The sequence below is a fragment of the Sphingomonas cremea genome (assembly GCF_021502585.1).
Classification (GTDB): Bacteria; Pseudomonadota; Alphaproteobacteria; order Sphingomonadales; family Sphingomonadaceae; genus Sphingomicrobium; species Sphingomicrobium cremea.
In genome coordinates, this window is the sequence record NZ_JAKFGM010000002.1 from 165813 (window position 1) to 188109 (window position 22297).

The 22297-nt window shown below is 63.3% G+C and carries 16 protein-coding genes; 5 read left to right on the plus strand and 11 right to left on the minus strand.

The window, feature by feature from the left end; genetic code table 11:
- The 4 genes from LVY65_RS07215 to LVY65_RS07230 are packed head-to-tail and all read right to left on the minus strand — an operon-like array spanning nt 1 to nt 2140.
- Nucleotides 1–360 (minus strand): HNH endonuclease signature motif containing protein, encoded by a 360-nt coding sequence (locus tag LVY65_RS07215; RefSeq protein WP_235067348.1) that lies wholly within the window; start codon nt 358–360, stop codon nt 1–3.
- Nucleotides 353–1066, minus strand: a complete 714-nt coding sequence (locus tag LVY65_RS07220; RefSeq protein WP_235067349.1) for an ERF family protein — start codon at nt 1064–1066, stop codon at nt 353–355. Before LVY65_RS07220 ends, LVY65_RS07215 begins: the two co-directional genes overlap by 8 nt.
- On the minus strand, nt 1063–1950 hold the full coding sequence (locus LVY65_RS07225; protein ID WP_235067350.1) for a YqaJ viral recombinase family protein: 888 nt from the start codon (nt 1948–1950) through the stop codon (nt 1063–1065). Before LVY65_RS07225 ends, LVY65_RS07220 begins: the two co-directional genes overlap by 4 nt.
- A gap of 28 nt (nt 1951–1978) precedes the next feature.
- Complete coding sequence (locus tag LVY65_RS07230) at nt 1979–2140, minus strand: hypothetical protein (RefSeq protein WP_235067351.1); 162 nt, start codon at nt 2138–2140, stop codon at nt 1979–1981.
- Between the two features lie 110 nt (nt 2141–2250).
- On the opposite strand from LVY65_RS07230, the gene LVY65_RS07235 reads away from it, so the two are divergent.
- Complete coding sequence (locus tag LVY65_RS07235; protein ID WP_235067352.1) at nt 2251–2799, plus strand: hypothetical protein; 549 nt, start codon at nt 2251–2253, stop codon at nt 2797–2799.
- A 77-nt stretch (nt 2800–2876) separates the two neighbouring features.
- Here LVY65_RS07235 and LVY65_RS07240 read toward each other — a convergent pair whose 3' ends face one another.
- From LVY65_RS07240 to LVY65_RS07250, 3 genes are all read right to left on the minus strand, one after another.
- A complete protein-coding gene (locus LVY65_RS07240) occupies nt 2877–3581 on the minus strand; it encodes a hypothetical protein (RefSeq protein WP_235067353.1) in 705 nt (234 codons plus the stop codon).
- A 279-nt stretch (nt 3582–3860) separates the two neighbouring features.
- Entirely contained in the window at nt 3861–4331 is a 471-nt protein-coding gene (locus tag LVY65_RS07245; protein ID WP_235067354.1) for a hypothetical protein, read from the minus strand.
- A gap of 181 nt (nt 4332–4512) precedes the next feature.
- A complete protein-coding gene (locus tag LVY65_RS07250; RefSeq protein ID WP_235067355.1) occupies nt 4513–6051 on the minus strand; it encodes a M23 family metallopeptidase in 1539 nt (512 codons plus the stop codon).
- Nucleotides 6052–6127: 76 nt separating this feature from the next.
- On the opposite strand from LVY65_RS07250, the gene LVY65_RS07255 reads away from it, so the two are divergent.
- Genes LVY65_RS07255 through LVY65_RS07270 form a run of 4 tightly spaced genes read left to right on the plus strand, consistent with a single transcriptional unit; the run spans nt 6128 to nt 9794 of the window.
- Nucleotides 6128–8647, plus strand: coding sequence for a helicase-related protein (locus tag LVY65_RS07255; protein WP_235067356.1), 2520 nt, complete (start codon nt 6128–6130; stop codon nt 8645–8647).
- 1 nt (nt 8648) lies between these two features.
- Nucleotides 8649–8915 (plus strand): RNA-binding S4 domain-containing protein, encoded by a 267-nt coding sequence (locus LVY65_RS07260; RefSeq protein ID WP_235067357.1) that lies wholly within the window; start codon nt 8649–8651, stop codon nt 8913–8915.
- 29 nt (nt 8916–8944) lie between these two features.
- Complete coding sequence (fdxA, locus tag LVY65_RS07265; RefSeq protein ID WP_235067358.1) at nt 8945–9286, plus strand: ferredoxin FdxA; 342 nt, start codon at nt 8945–8947, stop codon at nt 9284–9286.
- A gap of 40 nt (nt 9287–9326) precedes the next feature.
- Nucleotides 9327–9794 (plus strand): EF-hand domain-containing protein, encoded by a 468-nt coding sequence (locus LVY65_RS07270; RefSeq protein ID WP_235067359.1) that lies wholly within the window; start codon nt 9327–9329, stop codon nt 9792–9794.
- On the opposite strand, the gene cysN is transcribed toward LVY65_RS07270, so the two are convergent.
- From cysN to LVY65_RS07290, 4 genes are all read right to left on the minus strand, one after another.
- On the minus strand, nt 9791–11716 hold the full coding sequence (cysN, locus tag LVY65_RS07275) for a sulfate adenylyltransferase subunit CysN (RefSeq protein WP_235067360.1): 1926 nt from the start codon (nt 11714–11716) through the stop codon (nt 9791–9793). The two genes, LVY65_RS07270 and cysN, sit on opposite strands and share 4 nt — an antisense overlap.
- The gene (gene cysD, locus LVY65_RS07280; protein ID WP_235067361.1) at nt 11716–12618 is read right to left on the minus strand and encodes a sulfate adenylyltransferase subunit CysD; all 903 of its coding nucleotides are present in this window, start codon (nt 12616–12618) and stop codon (nt 11716–11718) included. The genes cysN and cysD overlap by 1 nt, the downstream gene beginning before the upstream one ends.
- 44 nt (nt 12619–12662) lie before the next feature.
- Nucleotides 12663–14873: a tetratricopeptide repeat-containing sulfotransferase family protein gene (locus LVY65_RS07285; protein ID WP_235067362.1), complete on the minus strand. Its 2211-nt coding sequence runs from the start codon at nt 14871–14873 to the stop codon at nt 12663–12665.
- A 150-nt stretch (nt 14874–15023) separates the two neighbouring features.
- Nucleotides 15024–22193 (minus strand): autotransporter domain-containing protein, encoded by a 7170-nt coding sequence (locus LVY65_RS07290; RefSeq protein WP_235067995.1) that lies wholly within the window; start codon nt 22191–22193, stop codon nt 15024–15026.
- Between the last annotated feature and the right edge of the window lie 104 nt (nt 22194–22297).

Consider the following 22297-nt stretch of genomic DNA (forward strand, 5'->3'; position numbering starts at 1 on the left):
TCACAACTCCTTCCTCAGATTGGGATCGTCCAGCTTGCGATAGTGGGGCGAGCGCCGGGCAAAGGCCTCGGCCAGGTCAGTGAGGCAGATCCGGTGCTTCTGCTCGAACCGTGGTTCGCCGAGCCGATGCTGCTCGGCATGGTGGAAGCGGCACAGGCTGATGCACCAGCGGTCGGAGGGCTTGAGCGCGGTGCCGCCATCGGTGCGGGTGCGGACATGGGCGCACTCGATCGGCAGGCGCCTGCAGCCGGGTACACAGCAATGATGGCGGCGGACCCAGGCGCGGTGAGCCGGGCAGGAGCGTGACGGATCACGCCGCCTTTCGGTCCGCACCCGGTCGGGCAGGCGAAGACTAGCCATCGACCGGTTCCATGGCCTGCTTCGCGGCGGGTTTCGGCTTCGGCCTTGGCGCGGCCAGCTGCTGGCCGCGATCGGCAAAGCCCGCGCCGATCCGGGCATAAAGCTCGGGCCGCTCGCGCTTGAGCGCCGCCAGCAGCTGGCCCTGACGGGTTCGCACCCGGTCCAGCGCGTCGAGGCTCTCGCACACCTTGATCATGTCGAGGATATCGTCGCTCCACGCCGGCCAGCCCTGGACTGGCTCGACCGCGCGGGCAGCGGCCTTCACGCGATGGCTCGAGGCATCGGCATCCTCGCCGGCGACGGGGACGCAGAACAGCTCGAGCATGGCGCTCTTGTAGGCCGCCGACATCGCCTTGGCGGTGCCCTTGTCGCCCGCATCGAGCGCCTCGCCCCAGCTTTGCACCACGTGGCTGCTGCCATCACGCGCGCTGACCAGGTCGAACGCCACCTTGAGCCGCACGCTGACCAGCACGGCGTCATGGTCGCCGGCCCGGTCCTCGGCCTGGCGCCTGAGCACTCGGGGCAGCACGCACAGCCGGTGCCGGGCCAGCAGCGGCGCCAGCCGGTTGAGCACGTCGTCGATCGAGCGATACTGGTATTGCTCAATAAGATTGGTGTGGGCCTTGGCGATGCCGGCCCGGGCGAAGTCGGCGGTGATCGCGTTGATGGCGCGATAGACATGGGGGGCGGTGATGGCCCGGGTCATTGGCCAAGCTCGCGGATGGTGATCGCCCCGGCCTTGCTGCGCCTGGCCTCGATGCCATGGCCAAAGGCGCGGGCGACATCGGGCTCGACCAGCTGCTTGAGCTCGTTGGTGGCGCTGGCATGGAGCCGGGCCGCATCGCGGTTGGCGAGCCAGTCGGCCGCCGCCGCGGCCCAGGCGTTGTTGCCTTCAAGACAGACCTCGCGCACCCCGATCGGCTTCGGCGGGGTCGGCGGAACGGCAGGGACCGGTTCGCGCCCGGTCTGGACGCAGTCCCAGAAGTCGACCTCGGCCTGGAGCAGCTCGATCTGATAAACCCAGTCGGACGCCACCTCGAACAGCTCATATTTGTGGTTGCCGAAGATCACCGACAGGATCGCCCGCTCGACCCGGGCCAACGCCATGTTGTGCTGGAGCTGGGGCATGTAGCGCTCGAGCACCTCCTCGGCCTTGGCGAACGCGTTGCTGTGCTTGGCCTCCCAGATGGTGTCGCTATCGACGATGTAGCCGTCGAGCGTGCAGCGCCGCCACGGGTTGGTCGGGCAGGTGAGGGCGACCGCCAGCCGGTCGACCCGCTGGCCGGTGAGCTTCTCGTACCACAGCCGGTTGAACGGCTCGGTCCAGCAGCCGAGCATCACCGCCAGGTTGGCGCCAAGGTCAGGGCCCTCGGCCTCGCCGCGCTTCTCCCGCCACAGCGCGAGGATCCGGTCGCGGTCGCCCGACAGGATGATGTTGGCATCGCTGCCGCCGATCCCGGCCAGCCGTCCCGCCCGTTCCCCCTCGTCCAGTCCCAGCTGCTCGAGGCGTGGCCAGTCGAGCAACGGCCGCGAGGCCTGCTCGCGCCGCTCCCCGGCAAACAGGGCCTTGAGTTCGATAATATCGCCCATGCGTCCCTCCCGTCATCAGCCGCATGGCTCACCCGCGCTCCTCGAGGGCCTCGGCCAGCCGGCGCAGCTGCTCGACCAGCAGCTGGCCCCGGCAGGTCCGGTCCACCCCCGCCCGGCGAAGCTCGGCTTCCGCGTAACGGAGGCAGCTTTGGGCCAGGGCCACGACCCGCCTCAGCGACTCGGGTGCCATGCGTTCATGGCCGCTGTCTGCTCCTCATCGCGGCCGATTTGAAGTCGAAAGCGAACGGAGTTACGAGTAATTACAGCCACTTAGAACGTACCGTGGCCAAGGCCGGGACAATGTATGACCATCTAACCATGGCGGAGCTGAATGACGGCATAGTATCGGGCGAGATCAGCCTTGAAATGCTGCCCAAGCACTTGCAGACGGCATGGTATGCGTGGGAGCCCGAGCCCATCGACTTGACCGTCTATGCTCTGGCCAACGACGAGCACCGCCGCGAATTTCTCGCTCAATACTGCTGGCAGGGCGAATCGGTGCTGCTTGTCGCCGTCGCCCATATCTGGGGTTCGCTCGCCGAGCCCAGGCAAGCCCGCTGCACCCGAATGGGCCAAGCCTGTGGTGCCGGCGGCAAGGGCAAGATGGCGCTGGTGCGGATGCTGAGGCAGCTGCTGGCCGAGTGCCTCGAATATCCGCCGATGCCACGGCCCGACCAGTTCGACAGCCTCGAAGCCTGGCACCAGGCTTCAATGCAGGCCTTCGCCGCCGAGGCGCAGCGCGAGCAGGACCTCTATGCCCGCTATGCCGCGATCCTCGACGGTCGCCCGGACCCGGCGGAACCTGCCGCCACCGCCACGGTGATCACCGGGCCATGGCAGCAGCCATGAGCGGGTCACTCTCATACGCGCTTCCAGTAGGAATCGTCGGTGGGGCCCAACAGATCGTGGCGCGGGTCGGGGTCGGGCTAGGGCTTCGCGGCTACTGGAGCCGGAGCGGGCGCCGGTGGGTCGTCTGCCCACGACGGCCGCACAACTTTGACAAACTTGTCTCCGGCCTTTTCGTAGCCCGGGTGCACCATATGTTCGACCTTCGCGACTTCGAGCCACTCTGCTCGGATCACCTGGCGGTGGGCCTCCGAGACCTCGCAAAAGGGCCCGCGCTGCGCACGCAACGCAGCCTGCCGCTTTCGCAGTTCGCGAAAGGTGCGCCCATGCATGCCCCTGAGTCGCCTGCCCCCAGGAATCCTGGCATCGATCTCGGCGAGCTCTTCCCGAACACGCACTTGAGGATCGATCAGCTTGCTTCGGTAGCCCAGCCCATGACAATCGCAGCACCGCCAGACTCCCCGTTTAAAGGCAAGAATGGCGCGGCCTTGCTTGCAGTCGTCGCAGCCGAAGAGCTGCCGCGTCGGGTCGATCCCGTTTGGCGCCGCCACCAGGGACAGGGAAATAAGGTCTCTCCCCCGCAGATACTCCGGACCGTGAAACCAATAGTCGATTGCGACGGTGCTCTCGGTCCGCGCCAGGATCACCAACTCGCCTACGCATCTTCCTGGGCCCCAGAACCGGCATAGCCAGCGGTCGAATTCGACCTCGTTCACCCGGTTGCTGAGCCCGGCCTCGAACACGCTAAGCCGGGGGTATGCTTCCCGGTAAATCGGATCTTGCATGGCAGCCCTCCCACGCGCGCGCGTCTTTTTTTTATAGTCGGACATCCAACTATTGGAGAATTCCCGAAATACTTGGGGAATTTCCTCTCACTCTAACCGATTCTAGCCGCCCAAGGGCGTTTGCATAGTCAGCGCATTGCAAGGGGATGCGGGCAAATTTCCAAGGATTGTAAAAAGGGTTGGCGTTCAAAAACCCCTAGGCTGAACGCGCGCCGCCCGAATTTCGATCACATTAGCGGCGCAAACAGCTCCCTGAACCGCTCCCAACTGCCGCCAACGTCACTCTGAATCGCCGCAGAGGCTTGATTCCTTGTCGTGGCAATAATCGACGAACAGGAGCGTCGTGACTCCGATCGCGGCCAGGACTCCAATCCCAACCCACGCTCCAGTGGAAAGCCCCATCTTGTTATTGTCACCGGGCCGCCGCGATCCCGACATGCCCAATGCTCGATCGGCCCGAACGCCCGCCAGGGTTAGTGTCGGCTTGGAATTGGAGGTGAAGTCCAGGGCAATGCCCTCACCAATGTCGGTGCGGACCATGCCTCGGCTCGATACTCGGGTTGAGGTTGGAGCAAGCGCCAAAACGGCTCGCGGCTTGGCGGCCGTTCTGCCGCCCAGCGATAGCTTGAATTGCGCACCCACAAACAGGCCAGCCTGCGTTTCAGTAGCCTTATATTCGGCAAAACCGGCTTGCGCGGGCGCGGCTAACAGACCGCTGGCGACCAAGCCCGCAATGATCCTAGACAACACAGCGATACTCCCTTCCTCCCAGCGAGGCGGGCGCAGATTGTTCGAGGCAAATGGCGTGGGAAGCTGGTTGCAGATGAACGAGCGATTCGTGTGGGCGAACAGCTGATATGCCGACGCTGACTGAACAGAATAGAAGGTGGCGATTCTGGGTGAGAGGCGGCCAATTGGCCCTTGGGTGAGCTCACCCCTTCGGCTGGGCCGGCGGCGCCTGGGTTCCGATGGCCATCAGCTGGGCGAGCCGCGCCTTGAACCGCTCTAGCTGCTGGCCTTCGAGCAACGCCCGGCTGGCGAACCTCACACCGAGCGGATTGACCGCCGCTCCATTGCGAAGAACTTCATAGTGAAGATGCGGGCCGGTCGACAGGCCCGACGAGCCGACATAGCCGATCAGCTGGCCCTGGCGGACGAAGCTGCCGGGCGCGGCGATAATCCGGCTCATATGGCTATAGCTGGTTGAAATCCCGCCGGCGTGGGCAATGCGGACCTGCTGGCCGTAGCCGCCCGCCCAGCCCGCGCCCGTCACTCGTCCATCGGACGCGGCGACAATCGGGGCGCCATAATGGGCGCCGAAATCGATTCCGCGGTGGAAGCGGGCGAAACGCAGTATCGGGTGGATCCGAATTCCAAAGCCCGAAGTGATGCGCGCCGCCACCGGCCAGACCATCGCCGATACCTGGCGGCCCGCGTCATTGGCATCGACCCAGTCGGTGCGGCCATCGACGGTCCACTTCATCAGCTTGACGTCGCTGGCCCCGGCGCGCTCGATAGCGGCAAAAAGCAAGGGGCCTTCCTGGCTTTCCCCAGTCGCGGCGCGGCGGTTGGAGATGATCAGGTCGAAGCGGTCGTCAGGCCCGACCTGGCCGCCAACATCGATCTGGCTGGCCAGGGCGCGCAAATATTCGCCGGCAGCCTGCGGGGAGACCCCCGATGCCCGGAGCGCCCAATAGAGACCATCGCCAACCCGGCCGCGAATCCGAAGCGGGGTATTGTCGATCGCGATTCGGGTGGTAGTCAGCTTGAAGCCGTCTGCTCCGGCCGTCAGGGCAACATTTAGGTCGAGCCCGGCACGAAGCGCGATCCGCTCGATCGGGCGAACGCCGCTTGGACTTCGGCGGCCCAGCAGAATCGCAAAGCTGGTGCCGGGAATGACTCCGCCCGGAACGGCGGAGCCGATCAGCCGCGCAGCCTCACCGGCCTCGGCGTAGGATACGCCGGCGCGGGCGAGGAGGCCGGCGACGCTGTCGCCGCTTCCAAGCTTTGCGAACAATTCGATGTTGGGGCGGTCAGGTGCCTGGGACAGTGGCTCGACCAGCCCATTGGCCGCCATTCGCCCGCCGGTGCGGGATCCGGCACCCAGCGGCGATATGGCGATGTCGCGATATTGCATGGCGTCGGCGGCGCTGACCCGATCTGCGGGTGCAGCGGGCAGCGGCTCGAACGGAGCGGGGGCAATGAAAGCAACCGTCGCACACAACAGGGTAAGCGTGGCTACACCGCGCCACCAGCGGCGCGAAAGTACGTCCTCGCCTAGGTCGACGACAAGATCGATGTCGCGCCAGCGTCGACGGCGGCGGCCAAAGCCGGGCCCAGAGGATCGCACCGGCGCCAGGGCCGCGGCCCCGCCTACGTTCCTCCACTCAGCGCGCATGTCCAGCAAGGCACTGCCCCCGTCCAAGAAGTCGACCCCGCGCGACTCCTCCGCGACGGGTGCCATTGTCATGGTTAAAAAGGGTTAAAGTCAAATAAATGGGGCCGTTGATGCTTGCGCTTCCCGGCGCCTGTGCCAAATTGGCCCCATGTCCGCCCCGCGCGACAGCCTTGTACGGGCCATTCTCGGCCCAACCAACACCGGCAAGACCTATTTGGCGATCGAGCGCATGTGCGCCCACTCCTCGGGCGTCATCGGCTTCCCGCTGCGCCTGCTGGCCCGCGAAGTCTATGACCGGGTGGTCCAGATCAAGGGCGCCAACCATGTCGCGCTGATCACGGGCGAGGAGCGGATCGTGCCCCAGGGGGCACGCTACTTCCTCTGCACCGCCGAAAGCATGCCGGTTCAGGGAGACCCCAGTGACGACCGGGAGTCCGGCCGCGATTTCGCCTTTGCCGCAATCGACGAGGCACAGCTGGGCATCGACCCGGAGCGCGGCCATGTCTTCACCGATCGGATGCTCCGCGCCCGCGGCCGCGAGGAAACGTTGATCCTCGGTTCGGACACGCTCAAGCCACTGATCCGGAAACTTCTGCCAGAGGCCGAGATCGTCAGCCGCCCGCGCTTTTCGACTCTTCGCTACGCCGGCGCCACCAAGTTGTCGCGCTTGCCGCCGCGAAGCGCTGTCGTCGCCTTCTCCGCCGAGCAGGTCTACGCGTTGGCCGAGATGCTGCGCCGCTTCAAGGGCGGAGCGGCGGTGGTCATGGGCGCGCTGTCTCCGGCCACCCGCAACGCCCAGGTCGCCATGTTTCAGCGGGGAGAGGTCGATTACCTCGTCGCGACCGACGCGATTGGCATGGGCCTCAACATGGATGTTTCCCATGTAGCGTTCGCGGGCCTCGAAAAGTTCGACGGCCGCCGCGACCGGCGCCTGACCATCGCCGAGATGGCGCAAATTGCCGGTCGCGCCGGGCGCCACCAGCGCGACGGGAGTTTTGGCACGCTGGGATTGGGGGGCGAGACCGGCCCCGCCTTGTCTGACGAAGAAATCAATGCGATCGAGGAGCATCGCTTCCGCCCGCTGGACCATCTTTACTGGCGCAGCGCCGACCTCGATTTCACCAGCGTCAACGACCTGATCGCAAGCCTCGAGGCACGCAGTGACGACCCCTTGCTCCGACCCGCCCCGTTGGCGATCGACCTTGCGGTGCTGAAGCTGCTCGCCGAGGATCCGGCGATCGCCGCTACGCGAGGATCCAGGGCACGCAAGCTGTGGGCGGTGTGCGGGCTGCCCGATTTCCGCAAAGTCGGACCGATGCATCATGCGCGTATGGTGCGCCGGCTGTTCAGCTATATCGGCGAGGGCGGGCATATTCCGCACGAATGGTTCGCCGCCGAGGTCGCCCGGCTCGACAATGTCGCAGGGGATATCGAGGCGCTGGCCGACCGGCTCGCCGGAATCCGCAGCTGGGCCTATATCGCCCAGCGCTCCGACTGGCTCGCCGATCCGGCGAAATGGGCCGAGCGCACACGCGCGGTCGAAGCCCGGCTGTCGGACGCGCTTCATGAGCGGCTAACCCAGCGCTTCGTCGACCGCCGCACCGCGGTGCTGGTCCGCGACATCGGAGCGCGCGGTGCCGATGCGCTGCCCGTGACCGTTGCCGCCGATGGCGAGGTCAGCGTGGGTCCGGAGCCAATCGGACATCTGGCGGGCTTCGAATTCAGGGTCGACCCAACGGCGCGATTGGCCGACAAAAGGCTGTTATTGGCCGCTGCGGAGCGACGTCTGGGCGAGGAGCTCGACCGGCGGGCGGCGGCCTTGTGCCAGGCGCCCGACTCCGAATTCCGGCTTGTGGAAGAAGATGGCGGGCTCGCCATCGGCTGGGATGGGCATATTCTCGCCAGGCTTGCCCCAGGTCGCTCGCTGCTTGAGCCTGCGGTGCGAACTGCGCGCGCGCTCGACCGCCTGTCTGCGGGCCGCCGCACCCGGCTTCGCGCCCGATTGGAGCAATGGGTTGAGGCCCAGGTAGCACGCCATCTTCCGGCCCTGAAGGAATTGGCCAAGGCAGCAGCTGACCCTGCCGCAAGCCCGGGAGTCCGTGCACTCGCCGCAATGTTGGTCGACGCGGGCGGGCATTTGCCCCGTCGCGCCATTGCCGCGCAGCTGGCCGCGCTCGACAAGGCCGACCGTCACGCCGCGCATCGGCAACGCGTCCGCCTCGGCGCACTCGATGTCTATATCCAGTCACTACTCAAGCCCGCTGCCCAGCAATGGCGAGCGGCGCTGCTTGCAGTGCGTTCCGGCCAATCGATGCCACGCTTGCCGGCTCCGTCTGCTGCAACCCTAGACGGAAGCGCTGATCCGCGCGGCGCGGCACTGGCCTTTCGCCGCCTCGGCACCGAATGGCTGAGGATCGACCTGGCCGACCGGCTTGCGACCCACGCACATCATGTTCGCGCACATCGCGGAGAGGATCCCGTCGATCAAGCGTTGGCTACTAGCCTCGGCCTTGACGAGGCTACTGTCCGCCACTTGATGGCCGAAATCGGCTTCGTTCCCGCGGGTGAGGCGTGGGCCTGGCGCGGTCACCGTCGCCCGCGCCGCCGCGAGCCACAGGGGCCGCGCCCCGGCAACGCCTTCGCGGCGCTGGCTGGCCTGAAGCGCTGAATTGCGTCTCGACCGCTACCTGTTCTTCATCCGCCTGGTGAAGAGCCGGACGCTTGCGCAAGGGCTGATCGAGGCCGGGTATGCCCGCATCGACGGCAGGCGCGCCATCAAGACCGCCGACGAAGTGCATGTGGGTTCGGTCATTGCCCTGCCATTGCGAGGCCGGGTGCTCGTGCTGCGCGTTATGGCCCTGCCTGCCCGGCGTGGGCCCGCCAGCGAAGCACGCCTTGCGTATGAGGAGATTGACGAGGGCGGCGGCGCGACCTAGCGAACGGCAGGAAGAGGGAGCTTTTCACCATGACTTACGTCGTCACCGACGCCTGCATCCGCTGCAAATATATGGACTGCGTCGAGGTCTGTCCGGTCGACTGCTTCTATGAGGGCGAGAATATGCTCGCCATCAATCCCAACGAATGCATCGATTGCGGCGTTTGCGAACCCGAATGCCCGGCCGAAGCGATCCTGCCCGATACCGAAGGCGGGCTCGAAAAATGGCTCGAGCTCAACTCGACCTTCTCGGCCCAATGGCCCAACGTCACCCGCAAGAACGACCAGACTCCTGCGGATGCCGACGAGCACAAGGGCGAGGAAGGCAAGTACGACAAATATTTCTCGCCGGAGCCCGGCAAGGGCGATTGACGGGCGGCGCTTGGAGCTGGCCCAATCAAGAGCGCTGGTGATGTCACGCATCATCCTGGCACTGGCGATCCTCGCTATTCCTGCAATGACTAGAGCGCAAACCGGCGCCATCAAACCGATCCCGCGCGCGCAGTTCATTGCCGAAATGGACAGCCAGTTTCGAACGATAGACACCGACAAGAATGGACAACTGAGCCGAGCCGAGATCGAGCAATATCAGAAAGCTTCAGCCGACGCCGATGCAAAGGCACGCAACCGCGCCCTGTTCGCCGAGCTGGACGCGAACAATAATGGCCAGCTCAGCGCATCCGAATTCGCCAAGCTGACGGCGCCTGCCCCCGCCGCCGATGCGCAGCCGATGCTCATCCAAGAAGATAGCAATCGCGACGGTCAGATCAGCATGGTCGAGCATCGATCGGCCACGCTCGCCAATTTCGACCGGCTCGACACGGACAGGAACGGAGTGGTGACCCCTGCCGAAATGAAGGCCGCTGGAATCTCGCGCTAGCCGCGGGCCAGCAAAGTCTCGACGATTTTTTCCGCTGCCTGTTCGGCACTGAGTTGAGTCGTATCGATTCTCAACTCGGGATCCTCTGGCGCCTCATAAGGGCTGTCGATTCCGGTGAAATTGGGCAATTCGCCGGCGCGGGCCTTGGCATAGAGGCCCTTGACGTCGCGCCGCTCGGCTTCGCCCAACGGAGTGTCCACGAAGATTTCGAAGAACTCGCCATCAGGCACCATGTGCCGAACCATCTCCCGCTCGGCGCGGAATGGCGAGATGAAGGCGGTGAGAACGATCAGGCCGGCATCGGACATCAACTTCGCAACTTCGCCCACCCTGCGGATATTCTCGATCCGGTCGGTCTCGGTGAAGCCCAGATCCTTGTTGAGCCCGTGGCGAATATTATCGCCATCAAGCAGGAATGTATGGCGGCCAAGCGCCGCCAGCTTCTTTTCGACTAGGTTGGCAATCGTCGACTTGCCCGCGCCGGAAAGGCCGGTGAACCAAAGCACGGCCGGCCTCTGGCCTTTCAATCGCGCATGGGTTTCCCGGCCGACATCAAGCGCCTGCCAATGTACATTTTCCGCCCGCCTCAACGCGAAATGCAGCATTCCGGCGGCGACAGTCGCGTTGCTGAGCTTGTCGATCAGGATGAAGCCGCCAAGCGCGCGATTGGGCGCGCCGCCATGATCGTCGCGATAGGGCTCAAACACCAGTGCGCGGTCGGTAGTCACTTCGGCGACCCCGATCGCGTTCAGCTCGAGTGTCTTCGCGGCCAACTCCTCAAGCGTGTTGACGTTGAGTTGGTGCTTGGGGTGGGCCACCGTTGCCGTTGCGGTTTGCGTTCCGAGCTTCAGCCAATATCCGCGACCGGGAGTCAGCGGCTCGTCGGCCATCCAAACGATCGTCGCTTCGAACTGGTCGGCGGCGTGCGGAGGGTCCTTGGCGGCTGCGATCACGTCGCCGCGTGAACAATCGACCTCGTCGGCCAAGGTCAGGGTAACCGACTGGCCGGCGACCGCTTCCTGCAAATCCCCATCCATTGTCACGACCCGGGCCAATTTGGTCATGCGCCCGGACGGCAGAATCCTGATGGCATCGCCCGGCGCGATGCGCCCGCTTGCAACCTGACCGGCAAAGCCGCGGAAATTCTGGTCGGGCCGGTTGACCCATTGCACCGGCATTCGGAACGGTTTGACCTCGTCCGCCGCACTATCGATCGGCACCGTCTCTAGATGCTCGAGCAAGGTCGGACCTGAATACCATGCCATGGCGCTGCCCGGCGCGGCGACATTGTCCCCACCAAGGCCTGACACGGGGATGGCGATCCACTCCGCGATCCCGATCTTCTCCGCGAAGGCCCGGTAATCGGCAACGATCGCATCGAACAAGTCGCGGTCATAATCAACCAGGTCCATCTTGGTCACTGCCAACACCAGCCGGCGAATGCCGACCAGATTGGCCAGGATCGAATGGCGCCGGGTTTGCTCCAGCACGCCCTTGCGCGCGTCGACTAACAGCAGCGCGAGATCGGCCGTCGACGCGCCAGTGACCATGTTGCGCGTATATTGTTCGTGACCGGGGGTATCGGCGACGATGAACTTGCGCTTGTCGGTGGCGAAGAATCGATAGGCGACATCAATGGTGATGCCTTGCTCGCGCTCCGCGCTGAGACCGTCGACAAGCAGCGCAAAATCGATCTTCTGCCCCTGCGTCCCGACTTTGCGGCTGTCGGCTTCGAGCGCGGCCATCTGGTCGTCGAAAATCTGACGCGTCTCGTAGAGCAAGCGGCCGATCAAGGTCGACTTACCATCATCGACGCTGCCGCAGGTGATGAAGCGTAGCAACTCCTTGCTCTTCTGCCGCTCCAGATATGCAGCAATATCGCTGGCAATGAGGTCGCGCTCGGCGGCTAGGTGGAGGGTCATCAGAAATAGCCCTCCTGCTTCTTCTTCTCCATCGAGCCGTCGCCGGCGTCACGGTCGATGATCCGGCCCTGCCGCTCGCTGGTTGTCGCCAGCAGCATTTCCTGGACGACCTTCTCGATCGTATCCGCCTCGCTTTCGACCGCGCCTGAAAGCGGGTAGCAACCAAGCGTCCGGAACCGCACGGAACGGGTTTCGACCTTCTCTCCGTCGCGAAGGCGGAAGCGATCGTCGTCGACCATCAGTAACAAGCCGTCACGCTCAACCACCGGCCGCGGTGCCGACAGGTAGAGCGGAACAATCTCGATGCCTTCGCGCATTATATATTGCCAGACGTCGAGCTCGGTCCAATTGCTGAGTGGGAACACCCGCATTGACTCGCCCGGCGCCTTGCGAACATTGTAGAGCGACCAGAGTTCGGGCCGCTGACGCTTGGGATCCCAGCGGTGGCTGGCTGAGCGGAATGAGAAGATGCGTTCTTTCGCCCGGCTCTTTTCCTCGTCGCGCCGGGCGCCGCCGAACGCAGCGTCGAAGCCGAACATGTCGAGCGCCTGTTTCAGCCCTTCCGTCTTCCACAGATCCGTGTGCAGCGGGCCATGGTCGAACGGGTTGATCTCGCGAGCCTCGGCCTCCGGGTTTTTATGGACGATCAGCTCGATACCGTCCTCGCCCGCCACCTTGTCTCGGAGCGCGTACATGTCGCGAAACTTCCAGGTGGTGTCGACATGGAGCAGCGGGAACGGGAGCGGCGCTGGATAAAATGCCTTCTTCGCGAGGTGAAGCATCACCGCGCTATCCTTGCCGATCGAATACAGCATCACCGGACGCGCCGCCTCGGCGACGGTTTCACGCATGATGTGGATGCTCTCGGCCTCAAGCCGGTCGAGATGGGAAAGCGCTCGCATTCAGTTACCCAGACGGAAGACCGATTCCTCCGGTTGCCCTGCGCTTAGCCGTCCTTGCCCGCAATTGCATCCGCCAGCGGCTTCAGCCCGTCACCATATTTTTTCCAGCGCTTCACCGCGGTTTTGTAGATCGGCTTGCGCACCTGGGCGACGCTAGCGGTTTTCACCGGCCGGTCGGACTTGTGGAACTCAAGGCATTTGTCGTTCCAGTCGAGGCCGATGAAGTCGATCAGCGCCTTTGCCTCCTTCTCGGTGTCGGCAATGACATTCTCGTAGACGACGGTATGGATCGTCCCCTTGGGAAGAACCTTGTCCCAATATGCCATCAACTCGCGGTATTTCCGGTAATAGCGGCCCAGCTCGGCGAGGTTATAGCTGTGCGGCATGTCGTCCTTGAACAGCTTGGTGAAGCCGCTGAGGCACGTGTCCACCGGATCGCGGGCGGTGTGGATGAACTTCGCCTTCGGGTAGAGAAGGTGGATTAGCCCGACGAAGAAATAGTTAGTCAGAAGCTTGTCGGTGATGCGCTTGGCATCGCCGGCGCCGTTGCTCAGCGCCACCAGGTAATTCTTGGCGACGATGTCGAGCTGGGCCGGGGTGATCTTCTCCATCATCTGCGGATATTTTGGCAGCGAAGGGAAGCGATCGCGCAGCTGCCCAAGGGCGCGGCTCAAATACTTGACTTCCCCGGCGCCATAAACGTCCGGATGGCTGGACAATATCTGTTCGACCAGGGTCGACCCGGATCGCGGCATTCCGATGATGAAGACGGGACGCTCATCCTCGATTCCCGCAAACTTGCGATTGGCGAACGCTTCCTTCGGGAAGGCCGCGCGAATATTGTCGAAGAAACCGAAGGTCTCGGTCTCATTATAGTCGAGCTGGGCGCGCTTCATGCGTCCGCCGACGATGTAATGATCCAGCGCCTTGGCATGCTGGCCGCGGTCCTCAAGTGCCTTGGCATAGGCAAAATGCAGCGGAAGGAGGTGCTCGGCTTCAAGATTCGAAGACGCCTCGAAGATCGCATCCATGCGGTTGAACAGCTCGTCGCCAATGTCTTTCGAGAAATCGACCAGGTCGTTGAGGTTGGCGTAGGCGCCGTACATCGTGTCGTTGAGCTTGAGCGCCTTCAGGATGAATTCGCGCGCCTCGTCGAGGCGTCCGACCGACTTCAACGCCACGCCGTAGAAGTTGAGCGCCTCCGGATTGTCGGATTTCTGCTCGACCGCCTTGGCGAGCACCTGGATCGCCTCGTCGTAGCGGTCAGTCTCGTGTAGGACCTGACCAAGCAGGGTCAAAGCCTCGGCATTGTTCGGATCGCGCTTGAGTACGGCCCGCGTCGCCTGCTCGGCCGCCTGATGATTGTTGCGCCGGTTCTGGATGCGGGCGGTGATCAGCAATGTCTGGGGATTTTCGGGAGCGAACTTCAGCGCATCGCCAAGAATGCGTAGCGCATCGACCTCCTTCTTCTGCGCCGAATAGAGCAGGGCGAGATTGTTGTGTGCTTCGACATAGCGCGAGTTCTGCCCAATGGCCTTCTTCAGCGCATGCTCGGCTTCATCAAGTTTCTTATCCTGCTGCAACAGCGTGCCGAGGTTGTTATACGCCTCCGGATAAATTTCCCGGTGGGTCAGCGCTTCCTGATAGGCCTGCATCGCTCCATCAATGTCGCCCGTCATGCGCAACGCATTGCCAAGATTGTTCAGCGCTTCCGCCATCGTGGGGCGATTAGCGACCGCTCGGCGGTACAGTTCGACCGCTTCCTCATATTTCCCCTGATCGTATCGGATGATCCCTAGATTGTTCAGCGCCTGGGAATTGTTGGGATCGATCTTGATTGCGGCCTCAAGCGCCTTGGCGGCTTCCTTCTGGTCCCCGCTCTGGCGAAGAACTTCTCCCAAGTTGGCGTGAATGCTCGCCGCTTGAGGCGCCAGTTTCACGGCACGGCGAAGCGACGCGATTGCCTCCTTCGACTGCCCCAGGGCATTCAGGCAAACCCCGATGATATTATGGGCGTCGGCATTGGCCGGTCTCGCCTCGATAATCTGGCGGCATACCCGCTCCGCCTGGCGATATTTCCCGTCACTGAACAGCTTCCCAGCCATGGCGATGGCCTTGGCCGGGGTCACGTTCACCCGGCCTTGCTGGGCCTTGGCAATCGTCTGATCGAGGGGACTGCCGCCGGGGATGGCGGCTTTCGGGGTGGCTGGTGACGCGCCTTGCGGATTGCGCTGTGCCGTCTTGGTGTTGCTCATGGTTTTGAACTCTAATCAAAAATTCGCAGGCCCCAAGAAAAAAGAAGAGGGAATTGCTTCCCTCTTCTCTTTTCTGACTAACTGCCCTGCCTGTTGCCGATCAGTCCATTCGTCACTTCCCGATCGGCTTCAGACTGGCTGCTCGTTCGCTTAACCGCGTTCCGGCTCCGGCGGAGGCGGCGGAGGCGGCGGAGGCGGCGGCGGCGGCGGGCAGGTATCCGTCGCCAGGATCACCGAACCGTCCGGGCAAGTCTGCGTCGCCGGTGGAGGCGGCGGCGGCGGCGGCGGCGGAGGCGGAGGCGGAGGCGGAGGTGCGCCGAAGGCCAACGCTATCGACCCGTAAACCGCATGGTCCTTATACTCGCTGTTGAATTGTCCCAGGTAGCCGATCCGGCCAGAGACATTCGACCCAAGCGCTCCGGCAAGGCTGAGGCCCGCCATGAAGGCACCATTCTTGCGATTTTCTTCCTTGCGGAAGTCGCTTCCGGACGGGGCGTCCGCGAACTCGGCATCGACGCCGAGATCGCCGCCAAAGTTGTTGCGGTAAGCGATCTTCGCTTCCGGAATGATGCCGTTGTAGTTGCCGGTCCACTTGACGCCGATCACGCCGGACGTCTGGCTTTCGGTCTGACTGCCGAAGTGGAGATCCGCGCCGGTTCCGCCGTTTTCGGTGAACGACTGCAGCTTCATGCTGGTGTAGTCGATCGCCAAGTACGGCGTCACCCACGACGATGACCCGACATTGAAGCGGTATCCGCCCTCACCATAGAAGGACCAGACATTGACGTCCGGATCGCCCTTGGCCGAGCCTTCGATCGTCCCGATCGAAATGTCTCGGGTGCTGTTGCCGTCAAGGCTCGAGTAGCTGCCGATGCCGCGGACATACCAGGTGCCCACATCATAGGCGGCCGTCAGGCCAAGCTGCCAACCCTTGCCCTTGATCTTGCTGTCGACAAGGGCATCCGGGTAGTCGACATCCAGGTGGCGGTAACCGACGAACGCGCCGATCGTGAAGTGGCCCATCCGGTATTCACCGCCGAGCGTGCCCGCCCAGTGATTGCCGTCGTAGCCGATGGCGTTGTTGTTGCTGTCAAGCTTACCCCAGTTGTAATCGCCCATGAACCAGACACGACCCTGGTAGGTAGGATCGCTGCAATTCTCGATTCCGCGCAGGTCGATCGCGCAGTCGAGCTGGTCATTGACGAAGGTGTTCTGGACGAACGTGTTGTTCCGAACCGCGTGCAGGTAGTTCGGATACTCAACGCCGCTCAGCTGGTCATAGGCATCGAGCAGGTTGCCCAGATTGAGCGTGAACAGCTCGGCAACGAGATTGCCGAACGGACCGGTCAGACCGACACCGTATACATTCTCGATCGCAGCCGCGACGGCTTCCTCGTTGTCCGTCAGCCCGGCGACCGCGTCGAACGCAGTGCGCGTAAGGCCGAGGTCGACGTTCTCGGTTGCGTCGTAGGTGCAAGTCAGGCCGAGCAGCGGCGAACTGCCGTATGCTCCGCCCAGCGTGCAGCTGTCGAACGTGCCGTTGAGCGTGTTGGCGTCAATGACGTTGTTCCAGAAGTAGCTATTCGCGAACAAGCCATTCGGCGTCGTGATCCGTGCAACCAGGTTGCCGTCGATGTTCGCCGTGTTGGCGAATATCTGCGGATATGTGCCGATCGCCTGTGTTCCGCCAGCCGCTGGCTGCAGTTCGTAGATGATCGTTCCGCCGGCGGCCTGGTTATAGGTGTCGACGAACACATAGGACGGACCGTCATAGGTGTTGGCAGGGCCGGAGACCCGGCGATCGCGCAGGAACAGCGCACCGTCGCCGGTGATGTTCATCGTGCCCTGGCCACAGGAGCTGGCTGCTCCATCGAACACCGGCGGCATGCACTCTGGGTTGACGATGCCGTCGAAGCTTGTCTCGCCATTGTCGACGTTGATCACGTCGCCCGAGACGATGTCGATGTTACCGTAGATGTTGCCGCCGCCCAGCAGGTTGAGAACGCTGTTGTTCGGCGCGGATGCGACATCAACCGCCATCCCGCGATGCCACGTGGCGCCGCCGTCACCCGACACCCGGACGATGATGTCGCCCGAATTGTTGAGGGTGAAAAGGTTGGCACCGCCGTTGCTCGTGCCATTGTTGGTGACGAGGATGCCGTTGGCGGATGCGTAACCACCCGGCGAAAGCGGATCGGTGACCGAGTCGCCATTGGCCGTGATCGCATCGACGTTGATCGATCCCGAGTTGTTCACGGTCATCGTATTGCCGGCGGACTCGAGGTAGATGCCGGTAGCCGTCGCATTGCTCAAGGCACCGACAAGCGTCGTGGCCGTGGTTCCGACACCGACAACCGTCGTGTAAGTCCCGCCGGCTGCGCTGGCGATCGCTGAAATGCTGCCGCTGTTGTCGATGGTGCCGGTGAGGATCGCCCCTGCCGTGCCGTACGCCTGGCCCGAGACGGCGACCGCGAAGGCGTTTGCGGTGCCGGGCGAGACCGCAATCGCCGAGGCTGCGAAATCGCCGCTATTGTCGAACTCGATCTCGCCACCGACGCCGCTATTGAAGTCGATGTCGTCAGCGTAGACTACGGCACTGGCAAAACCGGTAGCTCCGCTCGCTACGGCCGTCGCTGCGGCGGTAAAGCTGCCGCTATTGTCAACGTTCACCAGCTGCGTCCCAAGACCGTTCATGTTCTGGTAGATGCCGGTGACCGTAGCGGTTGCCTGGCCATATTCATCGCCAGTCGCATTGGCGACCGCGTTCAACGAAACGCTGCCGCTGTTGGTGATGTTCGATACACCTGCGGCGGTGCTGTTTATGTTCTGCCCGAAGCCAGCAACATAGACCGTCGCCGTGGCGCTGTTCGCGGTGCCAACTGTGCCGGCCACGGCGGTGGCTGCGCCGGTCGCGGTGATCGAGCCGCTGTTGTCGATCGTAGCGGTCTGTGTCGCGCCATCCATGTCCTGCGAAACTACCGTGCCGCCTGCAGTTGCAATTGCATCGTCAGCCCCGCTCGCAAAAGCCGCCGCGTCAATCGTCAGCGTGCCGCTATTGTCGACCGAGGCAATCCCGACCGGTGCGGTGACATCCTGGGCAATCAACGAGAACGCCGAGGCGGAAGCCTGGGCATCATTTGTCGCCGCGATCGCGTTGGCTGCGACGTTGGCCGTGATGTCACCGCTGTTGGTGACAGAAGCCGTACCAGCCGCAGTCCCGCTAACGTCCTGGAGCAAGCCGTCGTTGACAGTCGCCTGCGCTACGGCCGATGAGCCGCTGGCATTGGCACTCGCGTCGAACGTGACCGTGCCGCTGTTGGTGAAGCTTGCGCTAGCAGTCGCGCCGGTTGCTGACTGGTAAATACCCGTAATCGCCGCCGTCGCCGAAGCGAAGGTCGATGCCGTCGCATTGGCAACCGCATCCATATTGATCGTGCCGCTGTTATCCAGCGTCACGGTCGAGCCATAGGCTCCCTGGAAAATACCAGAGTCGATATGTGCGTAGGCAAGGGCCGTCCCGCTCGCGCCGACTGCATCGGCGAAGGCGCCGATATTGATCGTGCCGCTATTGGTCAGAGTGACCGAGGCATCACCGCCGCCGGTTGCACTTGCCGTCTGGTAAATGGCGCTCTCAGCCTCTGCCGAAGCCGATGCTCCGGTGCCGCCGTGGGCAACCGCAGTCGCGGTATGGTCGAGGGTGCCGCTATTGGTCAGCGTTACCGTGGCATCACCGCCGCCGAAGGCTTGTGCCGTCTGCGACAGGCCGCTGTCGACTAGCGCTGAGGCGTCAGCATAGCCGAACGCCGCATTGGCGGACGCCACGGCATTCAGGGTGACAGTGCCGTTGTTGACTAGGTCTGCCGACGCGTTGCCGCCAGCCGATGCCGAGGCAAATTGCTGGATGCCTTCGCTAGCAGTAGCCACCGCAGTTGCGTTTCCTGCTGTCGTATTGGTGGCGTTGGCTACCGCCGATGCAGCAAGTGAGACCGAACCGTCGTTGGTGAGCGTAATGACCGCATCGCCGGTGTTTGCGGACGCATCTTGCGAAATACCGCCGGTGATGCTGGCTGCCGCGTTAGCGTTGCCCAAGGTAGCCGTCGCGCTTGCGACCGCGCTTATGTCGATTACACCGGTGTCGCTATTGGTGAAGGACGACGTCGCGTTGCCCGAGCCATTCGCGCTAGCCGATACTTCGACTGCGCTGAACACGGAAGCGTCTACGTCGGCGCTGGATCCGGCGCCGTGAGCGACTGCAGCCAGCGTGATCGTGCCGCTGTTGGTCAAGCTTGCCGACGCGTTTCCGCTGCCATTGGCCGTGGCGCTGAGGTCGAAGCCGTCATCAACTTCGACGCTGGCATCCGCAAAGGTGACGGCAGTTGCGTTACCAGTCGCCGACATGTTGATCGAGCCGCTATTAGCGAGCGCGACACTGGCATCGCCGGCGCCCGACGCGACAGCAACCATGTCAATCACATCGGAAACCGTGGCTTGGACGTCAGCCGAGCCTTGTGCATTTCCGGTTGCCAGAGCTGAGAAGGTCAACGTTCCGTCGTTGGTCAGGGCAACGCTGGCATTGCCGTCGGCCGCCGTCGCATTTTGGCTGATGCCGGTGTTGATCGAGGCGGATGCAAGTGCGTCGGCGGTGTTAAGGGTGGCATTAGCCAGCGCATGGACCGAGAAGTCCATCGTTCCGCTGTTGGTCAGTTCGACCGACGCGGCGCCCGTGCCGCCAGTCACCGAGGCAGTCTGATTGATCGCCGAACTGATCGTCGCTCGGGCACTGGCGCCGGCGCCGCCCTGGGCGGTCGCGTCGAGTGCGACATCGATCAAGCCGCTGTTGGTCAGGTCAACGGATGCCGATCCGCCGGCATCCGCGCTCGCATATTGGCTGATGGCCGCCTCAAGCGTGGCGCTGGCCGAAGCCGTTCCCGTGCTGACCGCGTTCGCGCCGAGCTCTACGGCGATCGTGCCCTGGTTGTCGATGCTGGCGCTCGCTGCCCCGCTCTGGGCGTTTGCGCTCTGGTCGAGCAGGACTGATGCGTACGCAGTTGCATTAGCAATGGTTACGCCATGGGCCGTAGCATTAACCTGCGCACTGAGTACGCCAGAGAAAGCGGCGGTTCCCGTTCCGCCGGCCGCATTGACGAGCGTTAGAGAGGCATTTCCAGTGCCAGTGGCATTTGCTTCCTGGACGATGATATTCGTCGCGGAAGCATAAGCATTCGCCGTGTCGCCTTCTGCTGAGGCAATGGCCGTCAGGCCGATGCTGCCGTTGTTGGTCAGCGACGCCGAGGCGTTACCATCAGCCGTCGCGGAAGCATATTGTGCAACGCCGTCGTAGGCGTAGCCGTTTGCGTTGGCCGATGATCCGTCGGCATTGGCGCTGCCGCCAACTGAGATGTCGCCATTGTTGGTGAGCGTCGCGGAGGCATTGCCGTCGTGCGCAACGGCCGACTGGTATACGCCGTAGGCTGTTGCCGTCGCATTGGCCGTGGCGCCGATTGCGCCGGCTACTGCGTCGACGTCGATCGCTCCGTCATTGGTAATCGACGCTGTGGCGTCGCCGCTTGTCGCGGTTACATCCTGGTCGATGGCCGAAGAGACCAAAGCATACGCATTTGCGGCCGAGGAGGCGACTGCGTTCGCGACTGCGTCGATATTGAGTGTACCGACATTGGAGATGCTCGCGCTCGCATTGCCATCTGCCGCAGTGACATTCTGGACAAGGCCATCGTTGACCGTCGCATTGGCGTTCGCGTTGGTGGCGGAAGTGCCGCTCTTGGTTCCATGGGCACTCGCATCGGCCAGCACGTTGATCGTACCGTCGTTGGTGATCCCAGCGACTGCATCGCCGATCCCCGTCGCGCTGGCATTCTGGCTGATCGCATAGCTTACGTACGCATTGGCGTTCGCCGTGGCGTAGGCGCCCGCGTCGGCAAGGGCTGAAACGTTGAGCGTGCCATTATTGTCATAGCTCGCGTCGGCAGACGTCACGCCTGTCACATTCTGCTGGACGCCGTCAGCATTGGCGTTCGCCGTTGCGACCCCGCCGATGCCAGTGGCGGAAGCATTCGCAGACGCGTCAAAGCTCACCGTGCCGTCGTTGACCAGGGAAGCGCTGGCAGAGATGCCGCTCGCGTTCTGCACGAGGCCCGGTACGCTGGCGCTCGCCAATGCAGCGAGGGTGCCGGCGGCGCTGGCGATCGCAGCGACGTCGATCGTGCCCGCGTTCGTCAGGCTGACGCTGGCCGAAGAGCCAACTGCAGTTTGCGCAATGACGAGACCGGCGTTGGCAATGGCGTGGGCAGTGGCCCCTGACTTGGCAAGTGCGACTGCGCTCTGATCGATTGAGCCGTTGTTGGTGAGCGAAGCGGCTGCTGTTGCACCAACCGCGCCGGATTTGATCCCCGTGGCAACATGCGCGGAGGCGGAAACAAACCCGGCAGTGCCGACTGCAGCCGCGAAAGCATCAATGCCAATGTCGCCATCGTTGGTTAGCGAGACGCTTGCGCTCGAACCCAGTGCGTAGTGGCCGATTCCGGTGCCGACGGTCCCATGCGCGAACACGGATGCACCGCCAACGGCGGTCGCACCCGCCGAAATATCGATAGTTCCTGCATTGTCGAGTGCCGCAGACGCGACGCTCCCCGACGCATTCTGCGAAATGCCGACTCCGACGCTTGCGGAGGCAAAGGTGCCGAAAGACGAGCCGTTTGCGGATGCGTCGGCGCCGATATTGATCACGCCGCCGGCCAGGTTGCTAAGCGTAATGGCTGCCGCGCTTCCGGCATTTGCGTCCTGGACAATACCGAAGTTTACGGTGGCGAAGGCATCAGGGGATGTGCCTATCGGAGCTGTCGCGAGGGCATGAATATCCAGGGAACCGGCGTTGGTTAGGTCTACCGACGCATTGCCTACTGCATTGCCTTGCTCGAACACACCGGTCTGCACAAGTGCGTTGGCGGTATTGGTTCCTGACGTCGCTTCGGCAGCAATCTGTACGGAGCCGTCGTTGATGAGGCTCATGCCGACGTCCCCGGCGAACGTTGGCTGCGGCCCGACTGCTGTCGCGACATATCGAACTTCGCCGGTCAGGACACTGTTGACAGTGGAGGCAGGGAAACCTCCGCCGCTATTGTAGACGCCAAAGTCGAAGTCGTCGCCAATGTTGCTGATGACGAGCGTATTGTTGGTGACATTCGGCCCGACAATTAACGCGCCGATGCCTGGTTGGGTCGCAGCTTGTGCCGGCAACGCCGCGCCAAGTGCTGAAATGGATGCGCCCGTGAAAAGTGCAATGCGGCGGTTGAAGCTCGTCATCTTTAATCCCCTGTTTGACCTGCCCTCGAAGGCCCACACAGCACGCGCTCCCAAAGGAATGCCGAGACGCACAGCAAACGATCGCAAACGCGATTCGCCGGCCG